Consider the following 17,515-nt stretch of genomic DNA (forward strand, 5'->3'; position numbering starts at 1 on the left):
AAACAGATAAAAATATGCACTGATACAAACCTATTTTTCATTATAAATACAGAAATAATGAATTAAACAGAGTAATTTTTTTGAGAAATTAAAAAAATTTAGTGAGAGGAAATTATATTGATGAGGTTTATCGAATAATTAAGTTGTGTTCAATTTAGCGACAGTTTGTACCGTATTTGTTACTTTTTAAATTTAAATGATGACATGAAATTGTCTTGTAGATTTAATGGATACTTTGCATTTACATTTACTTATAAATTATTACAATCACACTGGGTTTAATCTGACCTTTTATTCAGTTTTTGTTCATTTTTTTGGCGTTAGGATGCGCCCCGACTTTGGCTAGACAGCTGAGGCATAAAAAGTAATATTTATAGGGAATTTAAAATGAAAAAATTAGCCGTTATCATTTCGAGCATTTTATTATCAAGTGCTGCAACCACTGCAATAGCCGCAGATACTTACCAATCAATCAGCCATGTAGGATATGTGGACGTAGATGGTGCTGACACAGTAAGTGTTGACTCAACATATTATTTTTCTCCAAAAGCGACTTTAGGTCCTTATGATCAATTTGAATACATCAATAAGCAAACAAATGTTTATGGTGCATACAGTGATAATGATCTTGGAGATGTTACTAGCGTTGGCGGTGAGTATTTTGTAGAAGATTTTGTATTAGGTGCACAGTACAATAATTTCGATAGTGATTTTGGCTCAAGCACGGATGTAATTGAACTTTCAGCGGGTTACTTCTTTAATCCAAACCTTGTATTAAAAGCTACGTTTGTTGATGTAGAAGATGCTGACAATCAGTTTGTGTTTGATTTGGCATATAACCACCAGTTAAACAGCACTGATTATATTGGCTTTACAGTAACAGCAGATGATGAGTTTGATTACCGTGCAGTAGCAGCTAAGTACTTTGTTGATTTACAGCAAGGTAACTACTTGACTGTTGAAGGTAAATTTGAAGATGTTGATGGCGGTTCAAGTAACTGGGAATTAGCATCTAACTACTATTTCAGCAAAGCAACATCGGTTTTTGTTACAGTTAATAAAAATGATGATTACACTCTTGGTGCTCAACACTTTTTCAACAACAATGTTGGTTTAGAAGCAGGTTACGGCAATAACTGGGATGATTCTGATTATGATGCTTACTTTGCAAATGTAAGCTTACAGTTCTAATTTAACTAAAATTAGAATATGAATAAAAAGCCCGCTCATTTGAGCGGGCTTTTTATTCAGCGCTATTTACCAGCCGCAGTTGCGGCCTTCGTTTTGTTTATCTAAATATGTTTGTAATGGTGCAAAGTAATCGAGCATTGCTGTTGCATCCATTTGCGGCTTACCTGTTACAGTTTCAAGCGCCTCTTGCCAAGGGCGAGACGAACCCATTTCAAGCATAGCGTTTAGCTTATCCCCTGCTTCTTTTGAGTTATAAATAGAGCAGCGATGAATGGCTTTATCGTTACCGGCAATTTCACATAAGCTGCGATGAAACTCAAATTGCAAAATATGCGCTAAAAAGTAACGTGTATAAGGCGTGTTACCCGGGACGTGGTACTTAGCACCCGGATCAAAATCATTTTCGCTACGTGCGATAGGAGCTTGCACTCCTTGGTATTTTTCACGTAGTTCCCACCATGCTTTATTGTAATTTTCCGGTGCTACTTCCCCTGAAAATACCTGCCAGCGCCACTGATCAACCATTAAGCTAAACGGCACAAAGGCGACTTTATCAAGTGCCATTTTCATTAATAAACCAATATCTTTAGATTCATCAGGTACTTGTTCAAGTAAGCCGACTTCTTTTAAGTAACCCGGTGTAACCGATAAGGCAATGGTGTCACCAATGGCTTCATGAAAACCATCGTTTGCACTTTCTTGATAAAATAAAGGCTGCTTGTTGTATGCGCGTTGATAAAAATTATGACCTAATTCATGGTGAATAACTGAAAACTCTTCGCCTGTGCGCTGAATACACATTTTAATGCGTAAATCGTCTTTGCTATCGATATTCCATGCTGATGCATGACACTGCACATCTCTGTCTTTTGGTTTTACAAACAGTGAACGCTCGTAAAATGTCTCTGGTAGTGCGTCAAAACCCATTGAGGTAAAAAAGTTTTCAGCCCCTTTTACCATTTTAAGTTCGTCGTAATTATTTTGAGCTAATAACTCGGTTACGTCGTAACCCGGATCGGCGTTTTCTGGTGCAACTACATCGTAAATATTACCCCATGCTTGCGCCCACATATTACCAAGTAAGTGCGCTGGTATTGGCTGATCTTGAGGTACTTTGTCGGTGCCGTACTTTTCACCTAACTTTGCGCGAACATGACAGTGTAGCGAGTTATACAGTGGTTTAACTTGGCCCCAAATACGGTCAAGCTCGGTGGTGAAGTCATCAGCAGGCATATCGTATTTACTGCGCCACATAGCGCCCGTATCGGCATAACCAAGCTCCTTTGCACCTTCGTTGGTCAGCACTACTTGTTGTTCGTAAAGTGGGCGCATGGGTTTTGATATTTCACGCCAGCCTTGCCATAAATCAAGCAGTTCGTTGTAATCTCGGCTGGTGGCCATTTTTGAAGTCATGTCGCCAAGGCTTAAACAGGTGCCGTCTTCTTTACAGTATTTACCTTTACCATATAGCCCGCCAAGCTCTGCGACAATTTGTGAAAGTTGTGCTGTTTTATCAGCGTCTTGTGGGGCAGGAAGTGTAAGTGCTAGTTTTAGTTTATCAAGCTTACGGCGAGCATCGTAATCAAGCTCTAGTTCGTCGTATTTTGCAGCTTCATTTGCTAAACGCACGACTGTTTCGGTCATTTTACGGTTAACTTCAGCCGATAGAGCCGACGTATCATGAGTAATAAAGTTTGCGTAAATCCATTCTGCACGGCTCGATTCTAAATAAAGTGCACTTAGTTCTTTTTCTGTGTTTGTTATAAATGTATTTGCATCTTTAGCTGTTACAGCTTTTTTAGTGTGTGCTGAATCGGTAGTGTCTATCGTTACTTGCGCATCGCAGGCTGTTAAAGCAAGAGTACTTGCTACCATTAAGGCGCTCATACTTAGTTTAAATCGAAAGGGGGTCATGCTATTCCTTTAATTTATTGTTATTAAAACGTTGATAATAGCAGTGATGTTTAAAACAATAAAATGAATGCGTTAAGGCTCACGACTCGTCGTGCAATGATTGTATTTAAATTAAGATGGGTCATAATTAAGTTACTATTTTCATTCAATGTGTAAGGAATGTGCGCATGTTAATATTTATAATATTGCTGGTCGTGGTGGTGGTTATTTTTGCGGTTAAAGATATTCGCCTAAACTTGATTAGTCGTCCTACGTTTAAAATGTTCAAAAAGGTGCTTCCGCCATTATCGCAAACAGAGCGAGAGGCGATGGAAGCAGGTGATGTTTGGTGGGATGGTGAGTTATTTAGTGGTAACCCAGACTGGCAAAAACTGCACCGCTTTCCTAAACCAGAGCTTAGCGATAAAGAAAACGCATTTATGGCTAACCAAGTAGAAACCTTATTGGCGATGCTTGATGATTATCAAATTGTACAAAAAGACAAAGACTTACCAAAAGAAGTGTGGGATTACCTAAAAACAGAAGGTTTTTTTGCGCTGATCATTCCTGAAAAATTTGGCGGTCGTGAGTTCTCGGCAATTGCTAATTCAACGATAGTGTCAAAAATTTCGACTAAAAGCTTAACAGCCGCAGTCACTGTTATGGTGCCTAATAGCTTAGGTCCGGGCGAGTTACTTCTTCACTATGGTACTAAAGAGCAGCAAGATCGTTGGCTGCCAAGTTTAGCTAATGGTACAGATGTTCCTTGTTTTGCATTAACGGGACCAGAGGCGGGCTCTGATGCTGGCAGCATTCCTGATTCGGGCGTGGTGTGTATGGGTGAGCACAATAGCGAGCAAGTAATGGGCCTGCGTTTAAATTGGTCAAAGCGTTACATTACGCTTGCACCTGTGGCTACTGTACTCGGCTTAGCATTTAAAATGTATGACCCTGATGCTTTATTAGGTGATAAGAAAGAGCTAGGCATTACATGTGCACTAATACCAACCGATCATCCGGGTGTCGAAACGGGTGAGCGTCATTATCCGCTTAATATGGCCTTCATGAATGGTACCACTTACGGTAAAGATGTATTTATACCACTGGACTGGATCATTGGCGGTCAAGAGTGTGCAGGGCGTGGCTGGAGAATGCTTGTTGAGTGTTTAAGTGCAGGGCGTGGTATATCACTACCAGCATTGAGTGCAGCAACTGGACATTTAGCTTCAAAAATGACATCGGCATATGCCATGGTACGCCAGCAGTTTGGTGTATCTATAGGGCAATTTGAAGGCGTGCAAGAGGCACTTGCGCGTATTGGTGGTTTAACTTACACACTTGAGTCATGCAGATTAATGACCGCAGGTGCGATTGATTTAAAATTAAGCCCGTCGGTTGTAACAGCGATTGCTAAATACCATATGACTGAAATGGGTCGTACGGTAATGAATGATGCAATGGATATTCATTCAGGTAAAGGAATTCAAGTAGGGCCTAATAACTATTTGGCGCATGGCTATATGGGTATTCCAGTATCAATTACGGTTGAAGGCGCGAATATTTTAACGCGTAACTTAATGATATTTGGCCAAGGTGCAACACGCTGTCATCCATTTGTTTTAAAAGAAATGGAAGCCGCTGCAATGGAAGATGACGACGCAGCACTTGAACAATTTGATGGTTTATTAATGAACCATATAATATTTGCAGCAAGTAATGCAGGTATGGCATTTGTGCATGGCTTAACACGTAGTTATTTTGCTAAAGCGCCTGTAGGTGGTGAAACGGCTGTTTATTATAAGCAACTGAGCAGAATGAGCCGAGGCTTAGCTATTTGCACAGACGTGGCTATGTTAATGCTTGGCGGTGAGCTTAAACGAAAAGAAATGATATCGGCACGTTTGGGTGATGTATTAAGTCATTTGTACTTAGCATCAACTGTTTTAAAACGTTATGAAGACGAAGGGCGCCAACAAGCTGATTTACCATTTGTAAAATATGCAATTGAGAACTCATTATTTGAAATTGGCCAAGCGTTTAATGGCTTCTTTAAAAACTTTTCAAATCCGGTTGTTAATTTTACCCTTAAACGTATCGTGTTCCCGCTTGGAAATCATTACCACAGACCAAGTGATGAAATAGCACAAAGTATTTGCGAGCGTATGACTCAACCGGGTGTATTTAGAAACCGTTTAACGCATTTATGTTATGTAGATGAAAATGCAGGTACCGGGGTCATGGAAAGCGCATTTTTAGCTATGCATGATATGCAAGCGCAGTTTAAAGATCTAAAACAATGGCAGCGTAAGGGCAGTGTGCCTGCAACGCTTGATATTGAAGGTGCTATAAATTATGCGCTTGAAAATAAGTTGTTAGAGCAAACGGATGCTGATGCAATGCATCACGCTAATAAGTTACGAAAGAAAGCCATTGCAGTTGATAATTTTCAACCAGGTGAGCTGTAGCGCAGTATTTTAAATACTAACTAAAGCGAAAAAGGCCTTACAAATGTAAGGCCTTTTTATGTTTAATTCATTTATTTTAACGAGCGTAAGGGTCGGCAACTATTTTATCTATGTACCATTTGCCCTTTTTACGAAGCATTTTTACACTGCGCATTTCGTCAATTTTATCACCATTTAAATAGCCGGTAAAAATAAGGTTTATTTTAGCGTTATCACCGTATTGCTCACGGATGCTCATATTGGTCATATCAACTTCAATGGTTACTTCATCATATTGCATATTTACTAAGTTACGGGAAAACTGTTTTGCAGTGCCGTAGGATTTCATGATGCGTGTAAGATTGGGTGTTGCCATGGTGCTGGCTTTTTGAAGGTCTTGCTGGTTATAAAGCGCATCAAAATAAGCGGTTGCTGTATCGCCAGGAGTGTCGCCAAGTGTTTTGGTATCGTCTCCACAGGCTGATAAAAATAAACAGATAACCAAACTTAATAAACTCGTGATTTTTTTCATATTAGTTATTATTAATTAGTTTTTTTAAAGTGTGTGGTTTATCTAGGAAGATGTAAAGGTATGGGGGGCAATAAATAGAAAATTGGATAATAAATAATAAAAAAGGATGCCTAAAGCATCCTTTTAAAAATCTTAAAATTACTTATTGTACTAGCTCTTGCTCACTAAATTCTTCATCAAACATTGGGCTTGATAAGTAACGCTCAGTTGCACTAGGTAGGATAACAACAATATTTTTATCTGCGTTTTCAGGTTTTTCAGCAATTCGCTTAGCTGCAACAACCGCAGCACCTGACGAAATACCGACTAAAATACCTTCTTTTTTCATTAACTGATGCGCCATTGCAATTGCGTCTTCGTTAGATACAAGCTCGGCACCATCAATTAAGTCCATATCTAAGTTGCCAGGGATAAAGCCTGCACCAATACCTTGGATTTTATGAGGGCCAGGTTTAATTTCTTCACCGGCAAGCGTTTGGCTAATAACAGGAGAGTTAGTTGGCTCAACAGCAATAGACTTAACGTTTAAACCTTTCTCTGTTTTAAGGTAGCGGCTAACACCTGTAATAGTACCACCAGTACCTACACCTGCTACAAAAAAGTCTACTTTGCCGTCAAGCGCATCGTAAATTTCAGGGCCTGTTGTTTCAAAGTGAATTTTTGGGTTTGCAGGGTTTTCGAATTGTTGTAATAAAATATACTTATCAGGAGCTGTTGCTTGAATTTCTTTTGCTTTTTCAATTGCGCCATTCATACCTTTAGCACCGTCGGTAAGTACTAGATTTGCACCTAATGCTTTTAATAGCTTGCGACGTTCTAGGCTCATGGTGTTTGGCATAGTAAGCGTTAACTTGTAACCACGTGCTGCTGCAACAAATGCAAGTGCAATACCGGTGTTCCCCGATGTTGGTTCTATAAGTTCTTTACCTTCAACAAGCTGACCTGACTTTTCAGCTTCCCAAATCATCGATGCACCAATGCGGCATTTGATACTAAAGCTTGGATTACGAGATTCAACTTTAGCGTATACATTCCCACCTGTAACACGGTTAAGTTTTACCAGCGGTGTATTACCGATGCTTAGTGAGTTATCTTCAAAAATAGTAGACATAATGTTCCTTTGGATGCAATCTGATCAACGTGTTAATAGCCTTTGCTACTAACTATATAAATACACTTTACTGTGAGTTTAAAAAAACTAAAGTAAAGTTTGGCTATAACATATATCTATTGGGCTTATAACTAGCCGAAATAAAAATCAATTATTAACGGTGCTTTAGTTATTATAGGTGCGGGCTTAATTTGAAATTTAAAGAGTAAAAACTCGTTTAGTCAAAAAATGTTCGAAAGAGCATTGGATCAAGCTGTATTTGTTCGTTATTTGTGCATATGAATGTAACTTGAATAGTTTTATCACACAATGCGTCTAAAACATGATAAAAACACGTATCTAAATTCAATTAAGCAATCACAATGAAGTTAATCTTAAAATTAATTGCCGGTATTGTGGCCGGTATCTTAGTCGGACTATATGTACCTATAACTGGTGTTGAACTTTTATTTACAGTAAAAGAGCTGATTGGTCAAATTATCTCCTTTACCATCCCTCTTATCATTTTATTTTTTATTGCATCGGGTATTGCTGGCCTACCAAAAGGGTCTGGTCACTTACTTGGTAAAACAGTAGGGTTTGCTTACAGCTCTACCATTATTGCAGGTACGCTTGCATTTTTATTAGTAAGTGCTGTTATACCTTTTTTAAGTGGTGGCATTACATTTGAAGCAGAAGTTGCTACTGAAATAGGTAGTTTTATTGATTTAGAAATTCCACCTCTGATGGGTGTAATGACCGCATTAGTGACTGCTTTTGTATTTGGTATAGGCATGAGCCAACTAGAACTTGATACGCTTAAAAAGGTGTCTGATCAGGGTCGTGATGTAGTGGACGGGTTATTATCGAAAGTAATTATTCCAGCTTTACCATTTTACATTGCTGGCGTATTTGCCGAAATGACGGTGGCAGGCACTGTGGTAGATACGTTGCAAACATTTGGTGTAGTACTAATTGCAGCGCTTGTTATGCATTGGTTATGGTTAAGCGTTTTATATATAGCGACAGGTATATTGTTAAAACGTAATCCAATCGAATTAGTTAAAAATATGCTACCAGCTTACTTTACAGCGTTAGGTACTATGTCGAGTGCAGCAACGATTCCAGTATCGCTACAATCAAGTAAGGCAAATAATGTTAAAGAAGATGTAGCTAATTTTACTGTGCCGCTTTGCGCGACTATTCACTTATCTGGCTCAACTATAACAATAGTAACCTGTGCAATGGCTGTTATGTTTTTATCGCCAAGCATGGAAGTTCCTTCATTAATGGGTATGCTGCCATTTATTATGATGTTAGGTTTAGTAATGATTGCAGCTCCAGGTGCTCCAGGTGGTGCAGTCATGTCGGCGCTTGGTTTATTAACAAGCATGCTTGGGTTTAATGAAGGTGCTGTAGCATTAATGATTGCACTTTATTTAGCACAAGATAGCTTTGGTACTGCGTGTAATGTAACGGGTGATGGTATCATTGCGTTATGGGTTGACAGATTTAGCGAAAAATCGTCATCTTAAACTATTAGAGCGAGGCAATAATATTAATTATTGTTTCGCTTTATGTATGTTACTGTGGCAAATTAATTTAATTAAATTGCATGTTGTTAGGTAAGTGAGGATGTTCCATTGATTAATGTACTTTTAGTTGATGACCATGAACTTGTACGAACAGGAATCAAGCGTATTCTTGATGACGTACGAGGGTTTAAAGTAATTGGCGAAGCTAAAACTGGCGAAGAGGCTGTACAGTTTTGTCGTCAGCATGCGCCAAACATAGTATTAATGGATATGAATATGCCAGGCATGGGCGGATTAGAAGCGACTAAAAAGATTTGTCGTTACTGCCCGGATGTAAAAATTATTGTGCTTACTGTTAATTGTGAAGACCCGTTTCCGAGCAAGGTAATGCAAATTGGTGCACATGGCTTTTTAACTAAAGGTGCAGGCTCTGACGAAATGGTTCGTGCCATTCGTTGTGTTCATGCTGGTCAGCGTTACATTGCACCTGAAATTGCACAGCAGATAGCGCTTGCACAAGTGACAGGCCGCACAGATGAAAACCCTTTTCAGAGTTTATCTGAGCGCGAACTGCAAATTATGCTTATGATCACCAAAGGTGAAAAAGCACAAAATATAGCTGAACGCTTAAATTTAAGCTCTAAAACAGTAAATAGCTATCGTTACCGTATGTTTGAAAAGTTAAATGTAGGTGGTGATGTTGAGCTTACCCATTTAGCTATTCGTCATAAAATGATTGATATAGACGTTTCGTACTAACTATAATTTATGTCTGAATTCGATCACGTACATTTTCTCAAAACGCTATCAAGTGAGCCGGGCGTATACCGCATGCTTGATAGTGACAACCAAGTTATTTATGTTGGTAAAGCAAAGCATCTAAAAAAGCGTGTGAGCAGTTACTTTAGAAGTAACATTACCGATAGCAAAACACGCGTTTTAGTGAGTAATATTTGTAACATTGAAGTCACCCTCACCAATACTGAAACCGAAGCGCTGCTGCTAGAAAATAATCTAATAAAAAAATATCAGCCTCGGTACAACATATTATTACGTGACGATAAGTCGTACCCCTATATTTTACTCACTAGCCATAAACACCCTCGTTTAGCATTTCATCGTGGCAGTCGTAAAATTAAAGGTGAGTACTTTGGGCCTTTCCCAAGCGCAGGAGCGGTATCTGAAAGCTTGCGCTTAATGCAAAAAATATTTCCTGTTCGTCAATGTGAAGATGCTTATTACCGCGCAAGAAGTCGCCCGTGTCTGCAATATCAACTTAAACGTTGCTCAGCTCCATGTGTAAATAAAGTAACTGATGATGATTACAGTGAGCAAGTTGACTATGTTCGTAAATTTTTAACGGGTAAATCTCACGAAGTTATTGCTGATTTAATAAAAAAAATGGAAGCAGCCAGCCTGCAATTAAACTTTGAATTGGCGGCAAAAGTTCGCGACCAAATAATGCTACTTCGTAAAATGCAGGAGCAACAGTCTATTTCTGGCAACTTTGCAGAAATGGATGTTGTCGGTTTTGCGCATTTAAACGGGTTAAACGGCATTCATTTATTAATGATCCGCGATCATAAAGTACTGGGTAGTAAAACCTATTTTCCAAAAGTACCTAAAGATTCGAGTGAGCAAGAAATATTGACTTCATTTTTAGGACAGTACTATTTAGCGCCAGGAGCAACAGGGCGTATTGCAAAAGAAATCATATTACCGTTTGAAATAGAAGAGAGCGGGGCACTCGGCGAAGCGCTTACACAAATAAGTGAGCGCAAAGTAATCCTTAAAGTGGTCACTCGTGGTGAGCGTGCGCAATACTTACAACTGGCCAATAAAAATGCATTAAACAGTATTGCGGTTAAACAAAGTACCCAAGACTCTATTAATAAACGTTATGCACAATTAAAAGCAACACTGCGACTTGACGATATTACCCGAATGGAGTGTTTTGATATAAGCCACACCATGGGGGAGAACACCGTTGCAAGTTGTGTTGTATTTGACTCACAAGGCCCAAATACAAAAGAGTATAGGCGCTACAACGTAACAGGTATTACAGGTGGCGATGATTATGCTGCAATGGAATTTGCACTTAACAAGCGCTATAACAAGTTAGTAGACGAAGACAAAATTCCAGACGTTATCTTTATTGATGGCGGTAAGGGGCAGTTAGGACGCGCTGAGCAGTACTTTTCTAATTGGCCGCACACTAAAATGCCTTTATTAGTCGGTGTTGCAAAAGGAACGAGTCGTAAACCCGGTCTTGAAACACTATTGATTGATGGTGGACGCAAAACCATTCCGATGGATTCAGATGCGCCTGCGCTTCATTTGATTCAGCATATACGTGATGAGTCTCACCGTTTTGCTATTGCAGGGCATCGTAATAAACGACAAAAACAACGTACACAATCACTACTAGAAGAAATAAATGGAGTAGGTTCTAAGCGTCGCCAAACATTATTAAAATATTTAGGGGGCATGCAGGGTGTAAAAGCTGCTAATATAGAACAGTTAAAGAAAGTTCCTGGGATCAGCCCTGACATGGCTGAGAAGATATTTAACCATTTGCATGACAAGGGCTAGCCCTACATGCGAATATAGCAAAAAAGACATATCCAAGTAGTTATGTGGAATATTCCAAACACACTCACAACATTTAGACTTTTTCTTATCCCCGTTTTTTTGGTGATATTTTATTTGCCTTATAGCTGGGCTTTTTTTGCTGCCGCCTTTATTTTTTGGCTTGCATCGATCACCGATATATTAGACGGTTATTTGGCAAGAAAGCTTGAGCAATCAACTCCTTTTGGTGCTTTTTTAGATCCTGTTGCTGACAAAGTAATGGTATGTGCTGCACTTGTAGCGTTATCTGATCAGTACCAGTCAATGTATATGACAATACCTGCTCTTATTATAATAAGCCGTGAAATTATCATATCTGCACTTCGTGAATGGATGGCAGAGCAGGGTAAGCGTGGTAATGTAGCTGTATCAAATATGGGTAAAATAAAGACGGCTGCACAAATGTTAGCCATTATCGGTTTGATTTGGCAATATGATACGTGGATGAACTATTTAAGTTTTGGACTACTGTACATTGCGACCTTTTTAACCTTGAGTTCTATGATGCAATATTTACGTGCATCATGGGGGGAATTGACTAAAAATTGACTCTAAATGTATAATAACGCACCGTTTTAGATAAAAAACAAGCAAACAGTTCAAAACTAGCATTTTTTGTATTGACGCGTTTAATAATCTCTGTAGAATGCGTCCGTGTTGAGAGGGCATAGCCCCCGAGATAAACAAAACGGTAATTAATCAGTTACCTGAATGTTCACATAAATCATCATGTGCTAATTCAAATAACTGATAAATAAAATGCGGTACTAGCTCAGTTGGTAGAGCGCGACCTTGCCAAGGTCGAGGTCACGAGTTCGAGCCTCGTGTACCGCTCCAAGTTTATCTCAAGGTTATTACTCCAGTATTGGGGCGGAATGGCAGAGTGGCCATGCACCGGATTGCAAATCCGTTTACCTCGGTTCGACTCCGGGTTCCGCCTCCATTTCAACACTCCACACGCTTTAATTAGCAAACTCGATGCCCGAGTGGTGGAATTGGTAGACACAAGGGATTTAAAATCCCTCGACTAACAAGTCGTGCCGGTTCAAGTCCGGCCTCGGGCACCACTTTGTGGTTTAATTACATTACCAAGTGTAATTTGTAAAATGGTTAATTTAGAATTAATATGATGCGGTACTAGCTCAGTTGGTAGAGCGCGACCTTGCCAAGGTCGAGGTCACGAGTTCGAGCCTCGTGTACCGCTCCATATTAGTTTTATCCACTTGCTTTTAATAGCAAACTCGATGCCCGAGTGGTGGAATTGGTAGACACAAGGGATTTAAAATCCCTCGACTAACAAGTCGTGCCGGTTCAAGTCCGGCCTCGGGCACCACTTTAAATTATTTTACCAAGATGATTTGAAGTTGATAAAACAGTATTTTGCGGTACTAGCTCAGTTGGTAGAGCGCGACCTTGCCAAGGTCGAGGTCACGAGTTCGAGCCTCGTGTACCGCTCCAAATTATCTGGATACATTTAGGCGGAATGGCAGAGTGGCCATGCACCGGATTGCAAATCCGTTTACCTCGGTTCGACTCCGGGTTCCGCCTCCATATAATTTACTCCACACGCTTTAATTAGCAAACTCGATGCCCGAGTGGTGGAATTGGTAGACACAAGGGATTTAAAATCCCTCGACTAACAAGTCGTGCCGGTTCAAGTCCGGCCTCGGGCACCACTTTAAATTATTTTACCAAGATGATTTGAAGTTGATAAAACAGTATTTTGCGGTACTAGCTCAGTTGGTAGAGCGCGACCTTGCCAAGGTCGAGGTCACGAGTTCGAGCCTCGTGTACCGCTCCAAATTATCTGGATACATTTAGGCGGAATGGCAGAGTGGCCATGCACCGGATTGCAAATCCGTTTACCTCGGTTCGACTCCGGGTTCCGCCTCCATATAATTTACTCCACACGCTTTAATTAGCAAACTCGATGCCCGAGTGGTGGAATTGGTAGACACAAGGGATTTAAAATCCCTCGACTAACAAGTCGTGCCGGTTCAAGTCCGGCCTCGGGCACCATCTCTTTATTAAGAGCTCTGCTTAAAAAATCTAATAAATCTTCTAATATCTATAAAATATCCGGTAAAAATCCTGATTTATCATTTTTATGTTTTCTATGATTTATATTATCTTGATATGCACTATTTTATGCATGGTCTACCCAATAATAGCGTTGTGTGATAGTTCATTGAGAGTTTGTATATCTATCGTATTAAAGATATATATGAGTAAGCATAATGTAATATTTCCAAACCCAATCCTATAGCGCCTCAAATAAACCAGCCATGCAATCCTTAGCGACACACAGTACTTAATGCTAATGAATACACTTTGAACTGAACTAAGCGTCATAGACTTATGATACCAACCAGTAAAGTAGGCCATTAGCTTTAAAAAATTCAAAACAGTAAAGCAATCTACACCTCGAGAGCAAATAACCTTGAAAGCAAAGTTCAAACACCTATGTGCTGGTAGCATAAAGTAATACCAATCTGCTTATATATGGGGTCTATTTAAGGTTAAGGAAATTACGCTAGATTTAGGCAAAAATTTTTGTATCTAGTGTTCTAAATAAAAATTTTTAACGACGTTATAGTGCAATTTAATTCGTTAAATTACTCAGAGATTTATGCAGGTTGGTATAGTTGTCGAATTGGTTACTAACACATGCTCATTGGAAGTTAAAAATCGCGGGTAAGAGTAAGTCTAGAGTTATGGTGAGAACTTCAAATAGGTAAACAATAAAGTGCTTATGCATAATGCAGAGCTGTGGGCATTAAGCATCTGTTTTTGTAGGTTGTCTTATCTAGGCTGATAATCAGATAATGTCTATACAGTTCTTATCGTCCGTAACAGCTTTTACTTATAAATGATCGAGTGCTATGTGTCAGGACTTTTTATTTTTAGAACTAAAAAAGCGAGCCGTAGCTCTAATGCCGTTCACTTAAGGTGGACGGCTTTTTTATTTCTAGCGTACCGCTGTGGTCTTGGGTTGACTGAACGAGGAAAACTTCGCCCCCTTCGTGGCTCTAGAATGAGGCTTTCTGCCATCGCATAAAAGTATCTTAATTGACGTGGTATGGCTCCAGGTGTTGAATAAGGTAATCCAACAAGCAACCTCATTATTTGAGCTAAACTACCATTGAAACTGAGTTGGTATGGTAAATAATCACCTTTTAATGTGTGGCACATTTTTACCATCTGATATCGCACCATATTATAAGTAAGCAACACTCCCCACAGCTCTTGCTTTACAAGCGCAGGTAAGCGACTTCTTAATGTTAATCGATTACCCAGCATATATTGCTTTTGTTCGCGATAACCAAGCTCTATCTCCCTGCGGTGACTATATAAATCGCCTATATCGGCTGACGGATATTGCATCGGATCTGTCATCGATGTCATCACACTGTATGATTTACCCTTTATTTTTCGAGTCACTAACCTCGCTATTAAGGTGTCAGGCAGCGTTGGCCACATTTTTCTTGCTCTTGGGTTGCTGCTAAGTTGGACTAATTTATCATTACGCCCTAATGTTTGAATAACTTCATATTGCACATTTTTTTTCAGGGGGATTAGCCAGTGGCGTTCACTGCCAGTCGTTTGCCATTTATGTAAAAGCCCTAAAGAATAGAAACCTTTGTCGAATAAAGTGAGACTGTTATCGGGTGTGGTTTCTATAAGCTTTTCAGCCAGCACCATTTCATTGACCTTGTAATCATCAAAAGCACTCCCCGTGATTAGGTGGCTGCTTAGCTCCATTTGACACACCATTCTGACCTGTGGGTATTGTGTATTGGTCGGTTTTGTAAAGGCTTCATTGTTTTGGGGTGAGTCATCCGTACGCCAAACAACACCATCGACACCAAGCAAGGTAAGCCCATTCCAATGAGGATGATTAGCGCCATTATTCCAATGCCTTTGGGTGCATTCAAATAAGGCTTTCATGGCGGCTTCACCTAGGTTTTTACGACGCTGAGTTAAAGCACTTGGCGCAACAAATGGCTTACCCTCGCGGTCAACAATGTCGAGCATATTAACGACATCGGCCATCGATTTGTCATTATAAATAACCATCCCGATCAACAACCAAGCCATCGATTCTAGGGTTAGTTTTCTTTTTCGTAGTGTAACGGTTTCGGTCAGTGCATAGGCTTCTTCGATAAGAGATAAAGGGAGTAAGTCTGCGAGTGTTTCAACGTCATTAGGTTTGCTGTTGTTAATAATATCGAGAGCATTAGAAAGTTGCATAAAAAAATCCGAATTCTACAAAAGAATTCGGATTCTTACATACCTAGAAGATCGTTCAAGTGCTATTAACTAATTCTTAAATGATCGGCATTAGAGCCGTAGCTCGCTGTTTATTGTTTATTTCCAGGCCTCGGGATCGACCTCTTTAGCAAGTTTAGGATGCTTACTTTTGTCAAAGGTAGGTATTAAGCCCTTTTTGCGTTGTTCGTTGTAATCTTTAGAGAGCCATACAACAACACCTGAAAGCATAAATAGCGCTATAACGTTTACAATGGCCATTAAACCCATTGATATATCTGCCAGCGTCCAAATTAAACCAAGCTCACCAACAGCACCAAACATCACCATACCTAAAACAACAAGTCTAAAGATAAACATACCTTTATTAGAGTTGTGCTCTAAAAACATTAAATTTGTTTCAGCGTAAGAGTAATTAGCCACAATAGAAGTAAAAGCAAAAAACAATATAGCAATGGCAATAAAGTAAGTACCCCAGTCGCCGACATGTTCTTGTAATGCTGCTTGTGTAAGTTCAATCCCCATAACACCAGATTCAGGTACTAATTGCTGCGATAGTAAAATAAGAGAAGCAGTCGCTGTACAAATAACAATAGTATCAATAAATACACCTAGCATTTGCACATAACCTTGTGATGCTGGATGAGGAGGGTAAGGTGTCGCAGTGGCTGCAGCATTAGCTGCACTACCCATACCAGCTTCGTTTGAGAATAAGCCACGCTTTATACCTTGGATCATAGCTTGTGTAACACCATAACCAATTGCACCTGCACCAGCTTGTTCAATACCAAAAGCACTTTTTATTATAAGTACAATTACATCAGGTAATGCAGTAAAGTTAATAGCGCATACATAAAGAGCCACTAACAAGTAAGCTAATGCCATAAATGGGACAACCATTTCAGCAAAACGAGAAATCGTTTTCAAACCACCAAAAATAATAATACCAGAGCCAATAACCAAGCAAATGCCTACTATATACTTAGGTACATCAAACGCTACTTCAAATGCTGCAGCAATAGAGTTTGACTGTACGGCGTTAAATACCAAACCAAAGGCTAAAATTAAGCATAACGAGAATAAAGTCCCCATCCAGCGTTTACCTAAACCGTTTTGCATATAATAAGCAGGGCCACCTCTAAAATTGCCATCAGCATCTTTTGTTTTATAAGCCTGAGCCAAAGTACTTTCAGCAAAGCTTGTAGCCATACCTATTAATGCAATAAGCCACATCCAAAAAATAGCACCTGGCCCACCTAGGTATAAGGCAACAGCAACACCAGCCATATTACCTGTACCAACACGTGCAGCTAACGAAGTACAAAAAGCCTGAAAGGATGAAATTTCATTATCGGCACATTTACGAGAGCCAAACATAACTTTGAACATATGTGGAAATTGCACAAACTGAATAAAGCCTAGTCGAAAAGTAAAAAAGAGGCCTGCTGCTATTAATAAGTAGACGAGAACTTGGCCCCATAGAAGGGCACTTATACTGTTTATTATGTCTGTCATGGATACTGCCTAAATACATGAGTTAAAAAAAGTGACCGCAACTTATCACATCAGGATAAAAGTGTTTAGTTTTAAAGTTCAAAAACAGAGTTATCAACAGGGTTTTGTGGGTAACTTGTGTTTATCATGTGCGCTTGCTTGGGGCTTAATTTTAATTACTATTTTATGCAAATAACGCTTGCGTAAAATCCGTCGCTCCCTATAATGCGACCCCACTGAGACAGGAAACGCCAACGCATAGCGAGGCACGAACTACTCAGAGAGTTAAGTGAAACTTCGGTTTTAAATCTTCCAAAAAGAAAGTTTAAAACTAAGTGTTGACTCGAAAAATAAAGGGTGTATTATTCGCATCCCTTGAGACGCTAAAGCGACTCAAAACGTTCTTTAACAATATAAAGCAATCATCTGTGTGGGC

General features: G+C 39.5%; 11 protein-coding genes and 11 tRNA genes. 17 read left to right on the plus strand and 5 right to left on the minus strand.

What is annotated here, in order from left to right; genetic code table 11:
- Positions 1-387 precede the first annotated feature (387 nt).
- The gene (locus I6E82_RS18890; RefSeq protein WP_197118483.1) at positions 388-1,191 is read left to right on the plus strand and encodes a putative porin; all 804 of its coding nucleotides are present in this window, start codon (positions 388-390) and stop codon (positions 1,189-1,191) included.
- A 66-nt stretch (positions 1,192-1,257) separates the two neighbouring features.
- Here the strand turns inward: I6E82_RS18890 and I6E82_RS18895 are convergent, their stop codons facing one another.
- Positions 1,258-3,105, minus strand: coding sequence for a M2 family metallopeptidase (locus I6E82_RS18895; protein ID WP_197118484.1), 1,848 nt, complete (start codon positions 3,103-3,105; stop codon positions 1,258-1,260).
- A gap of 167 nt (positions 3,106-3,272) precedes the next feature.
- Here I6E82_RS18895 and I6E82_RS18900 point away from each other — a divergent pair, with 167 nt between their 5' ends.
- Positions 3,273-5,549: an acyl-CoA dehydrogenase gene (locus I6E82_RS18900; protein ID WP_197118485.1), complete on the plus strand. Its 2,277-nt coding sequence runs from the start codon at positions 3,273-3,275 to the stop codon at positions 5,547-5,549.
- A gap of 76 nt (positions 5,550-5,625) precedes the next feature.
- On the opposite strand, the gene I6E82_RS18905 is transcribed toward I6E82_RS18900, so the two are convergent.
- Positions 5,626-6,060, minus strand: a complete 435-nt coding sequence (locus I6E82_RS18905) for a hypothetical protein (protein ID WP_007587009.1) — start codon at positions 6,058-6,060, stop codon at positions 5,626-5,628.
- Positions 6,061-6,202: 142 nt separating this feature from the next.
- A complete protein-coding gene (gene cysK, locus I6E82_RS18910; protein WP_002963138.1) occupies positions 6,203-7,171 on the minus strand; it encodes a cysteine synthase A in 969 nt (322 codons plus the stop codon).
- 362 nt (positions 7,172-7,533) lie between these two features.
- Here cysK and I6E82_RS18915 point away from each other — a divergent pair, with 362 nt between their 5' ends.
- From I6E82_RS18915 to I6E82_RS18985, 15 genes are all read left to right on the plus strand, one after another.
- Positions 7,534-8,685 (plus strand): dicarboxylate/amino acid:cation symporter, encoded by a 1,152-nt coding sequence (locus I6E82_RS18915; RefSeq protein ID WP_197118486.1) that lies wholly within the window; start codon positions 7,534-7,536, stop codon positions 8,683-8,685.
- A 108-nt stretch (positions 8,686-8,793) separates the two neighbouring features.
- Entirely contained in the window at positions 8,794-9,444 is a 651-nt protein-coding gene (uvrY, locus tag I6E82_RS18920) for a UvrY/SirA/GacA family response regulator transcription factor (protein WP_002963136.1), read from the plus strand.
- A 9-nt stretch (positions 9,445-9,453) separates the two neighbouring features.
- Positions 9,454-11,277: an excinuclease ABC subunit UvrC gene (uvrC, locus tag I6E82_RS18925; protein ID WP_021032122.1), complete on the plus strand. Its 1,824-nt coding sequence runs from the start codon at positions 9,454-9,456 to the stop codon at positions 11,275-11,277.
- A 42-nt stretch (positions 11,278-11,319) separates the two neighbouring features.
- Positions 11,320-11,865 carry a CDP-diacylglycerol--glycerol-3-phosphate 3-phosphatidyltransferase gene (gene pgsA, locus I6E82_RS18930; protein ID WP_197118487.1) on the plus strand — a complete coding sequence of 182 codons (546 nt, stop codon included), beginning with the start codon at positions 11,320-11,322 and terminating at the stop codon, positions 11,863-11,865.
- 212 nt (positions 11,866-12,077) lie between these two features.
- Positions 12,078-12,153, plus strand: a tRNA-Gly gene (locus I6E82_RS18935).
- A gap of 32 nt (positions 12,154-12,185) precedes the next feature.
- A tRNA-Cys gene (locus I6E82_RS18940) sits at positions 12,186-12,259 on the plus strand.
- Positions 12,260-12,296: 37 nt separating this feature from the next.
- A tRNA-Leu gene (locus tag I6E82_RS18945) sits at positions 12,297-12,383 on the plus strand.
- A gap of 64 nt (positions 12,384-12,447) precedes the next feature.
- Positions 12,448-12,523: transfer RNA gene (locus I6E82_RS18950), tRNA-Gly, on the plus strand.
- 39 nt (positions 12,524-12,562) lie between these two features.
- Positions 12,563-12,649, plus strand: a tRNA-Leu gene (locus I6E82_RS18955).
- 49 nt (positions 12,650-12,698) lie between these two features.
- Positions 12,699-12,774 (plus strand) — tRNA-Gly (locus I6E82_RS18960).
- A gap of 19 nt (positions 12,775-12,793) precedes the next feature.
- A tRNA-Cys gene (locus I6E82_RS18965) sits at positions 12,794-12,867 on the plus strand.
- A gap of 38 nt (positions 12,868-12,905) precedes the next feature.
- Positions 12,906-12,992: transfer RNA gene (locus I6E82_RS18970), tRNA-Leu, on the plus strand.
- Positions 12,993-13,041: 49 nt separating this feature from the next.
- Positions 13,042-13,117, plus strand: a tRNA-Gly gene (locus I6E82_RS18975).
- A gap of 19 nt (positions 13,118-13,136) precedes the next feature.
- Positions 13,137-13,210: transfer RNA gene (locus I6E82_RS18980), tRNA-Cys, on the plus strand.
- A 38-nt stretch (positions 13,211-13,248) separates the two neighbouring features.
- Positions 13,249-13,335 (plus strand) — tRNA-Leu (locus tag I6E82_RS18985).
- Positions 13,336-14,256: 921 nt separating this feature from the next.
- Here the strand turns inward: I6E82_RS18985 and I6E82_RS18990 are convergent.
- Together I6E82_RS18990 and I6E82_RS18995 are read right to left on the minus strand one after the other, a co-directional pair.
- Positions 14,257-15,567, minus strand: coding sequence for an IS4 family transposase (locus I6E82_RS18990; RefSeq protein WP_197118488.1), 1,311 nt, complete (start codon positions 15,565-15,567; stop codon positions 14,257-14,259).
- A gap of 117 nt (positions 15,568-15,684) precedes the next feature.
- Complete coding sequence (locus tag I6E82_RS18995) at positions 15,685-17,100, minus strand: alanine/glycine:cation symporter family protein (protein ID WP_010555303.1); 1,416 nt, start codon at positions 17,098-17,100, stop codon at positions 15,685-15,687.
- Positions 17,101-17,515: the final 415 nt, after the last annotated feature.

This window comes from Pseudoalteromonas sp. NZS11, assembly GCF_015864765.1.
GTDB classification, from domain to species: Bacteria; Pseudomonadota; Gammaproteobacteria; order Enterobacterales; family Alteromonadaceae; genus Pseudoalteromonas; species Pseudoalteromonas arctica.

What these genes read in the sequence shown, in the direction of transcription:
- I6E82_RS18890 (WP_197118483.1), top strand. Translation starts at nt 388, where the DNA reads ATGAAAAAATTAGCCGTTATCATTTCGAGCATTTTATTATCAAGTGCT.
- I6E82_RS18895 (WP_197118484.1), bottom strand. Translation starts at nt 3,105, where the DNA reads ATGACCCCCTTTCGATTTAAACTAAGTATGAGCGCCTTAATGGTAGCA.
- I6E82_RS18900 (WP_197118485.1), top strand. Translation starts at nt 3,273, where the DNA reads ATGTTAATATTTATAATATTGCTGGTCGTGGTGGTGGTTATTTTTGCG.
- I6E82_RS18905 (WP_007587009.1), bottom strand. Translation starts at nt 6,060, where the DNA reads ATGAAAAAAATCACGAGTTTATTAAGTTTGGTTATCTGTTTATTTTTA.
- cysK (WP_002963138.1), bottom strand. Translation starts at nt 7,171, where the DNA reads ATGTCTACTATTTTTGAAGATAACTCACTAAGCATCGGTAATACACCG.
- I6E82_RS18915 (WP_197118486.1), top strand. Translation starts at nt 7,534, where the DNA reads ATGAAGTTAATCTTAAAATTAATTGCCGGTATTGTGGCCGGTATCTTA.
- uvrC (WP_021032122.1), top strand. Translation starts at nt 9,454, where the DNA reads ATGTCTGAATTCGATCACGTACATTTTCTCAAAACGCTATCAAGTGAG.
- pgsA (WP_197118487.1), top strand. Translation starts at nt 11,320, where the DNA reads ATGTGGAATATTCCAAACACACTCACAACATTTAGACTTTTTCTTATC.
- I6E82_RS18990 (WP_197118488.1), bottom strand. Translation starts at nt 15,567, where the DNA reads ATGCAACTTTCTAATGCTCTCGATATTATTAACAACAGCAAACCTAAT.
- I6E82_RS18995 (WP_010555303.1), bottom strand. Translation starts at nt 17,100, where the DNA reads ATGACAGACATAATAAACAGTATAAGTGCCCTTCTATGGGGCCAAGTT.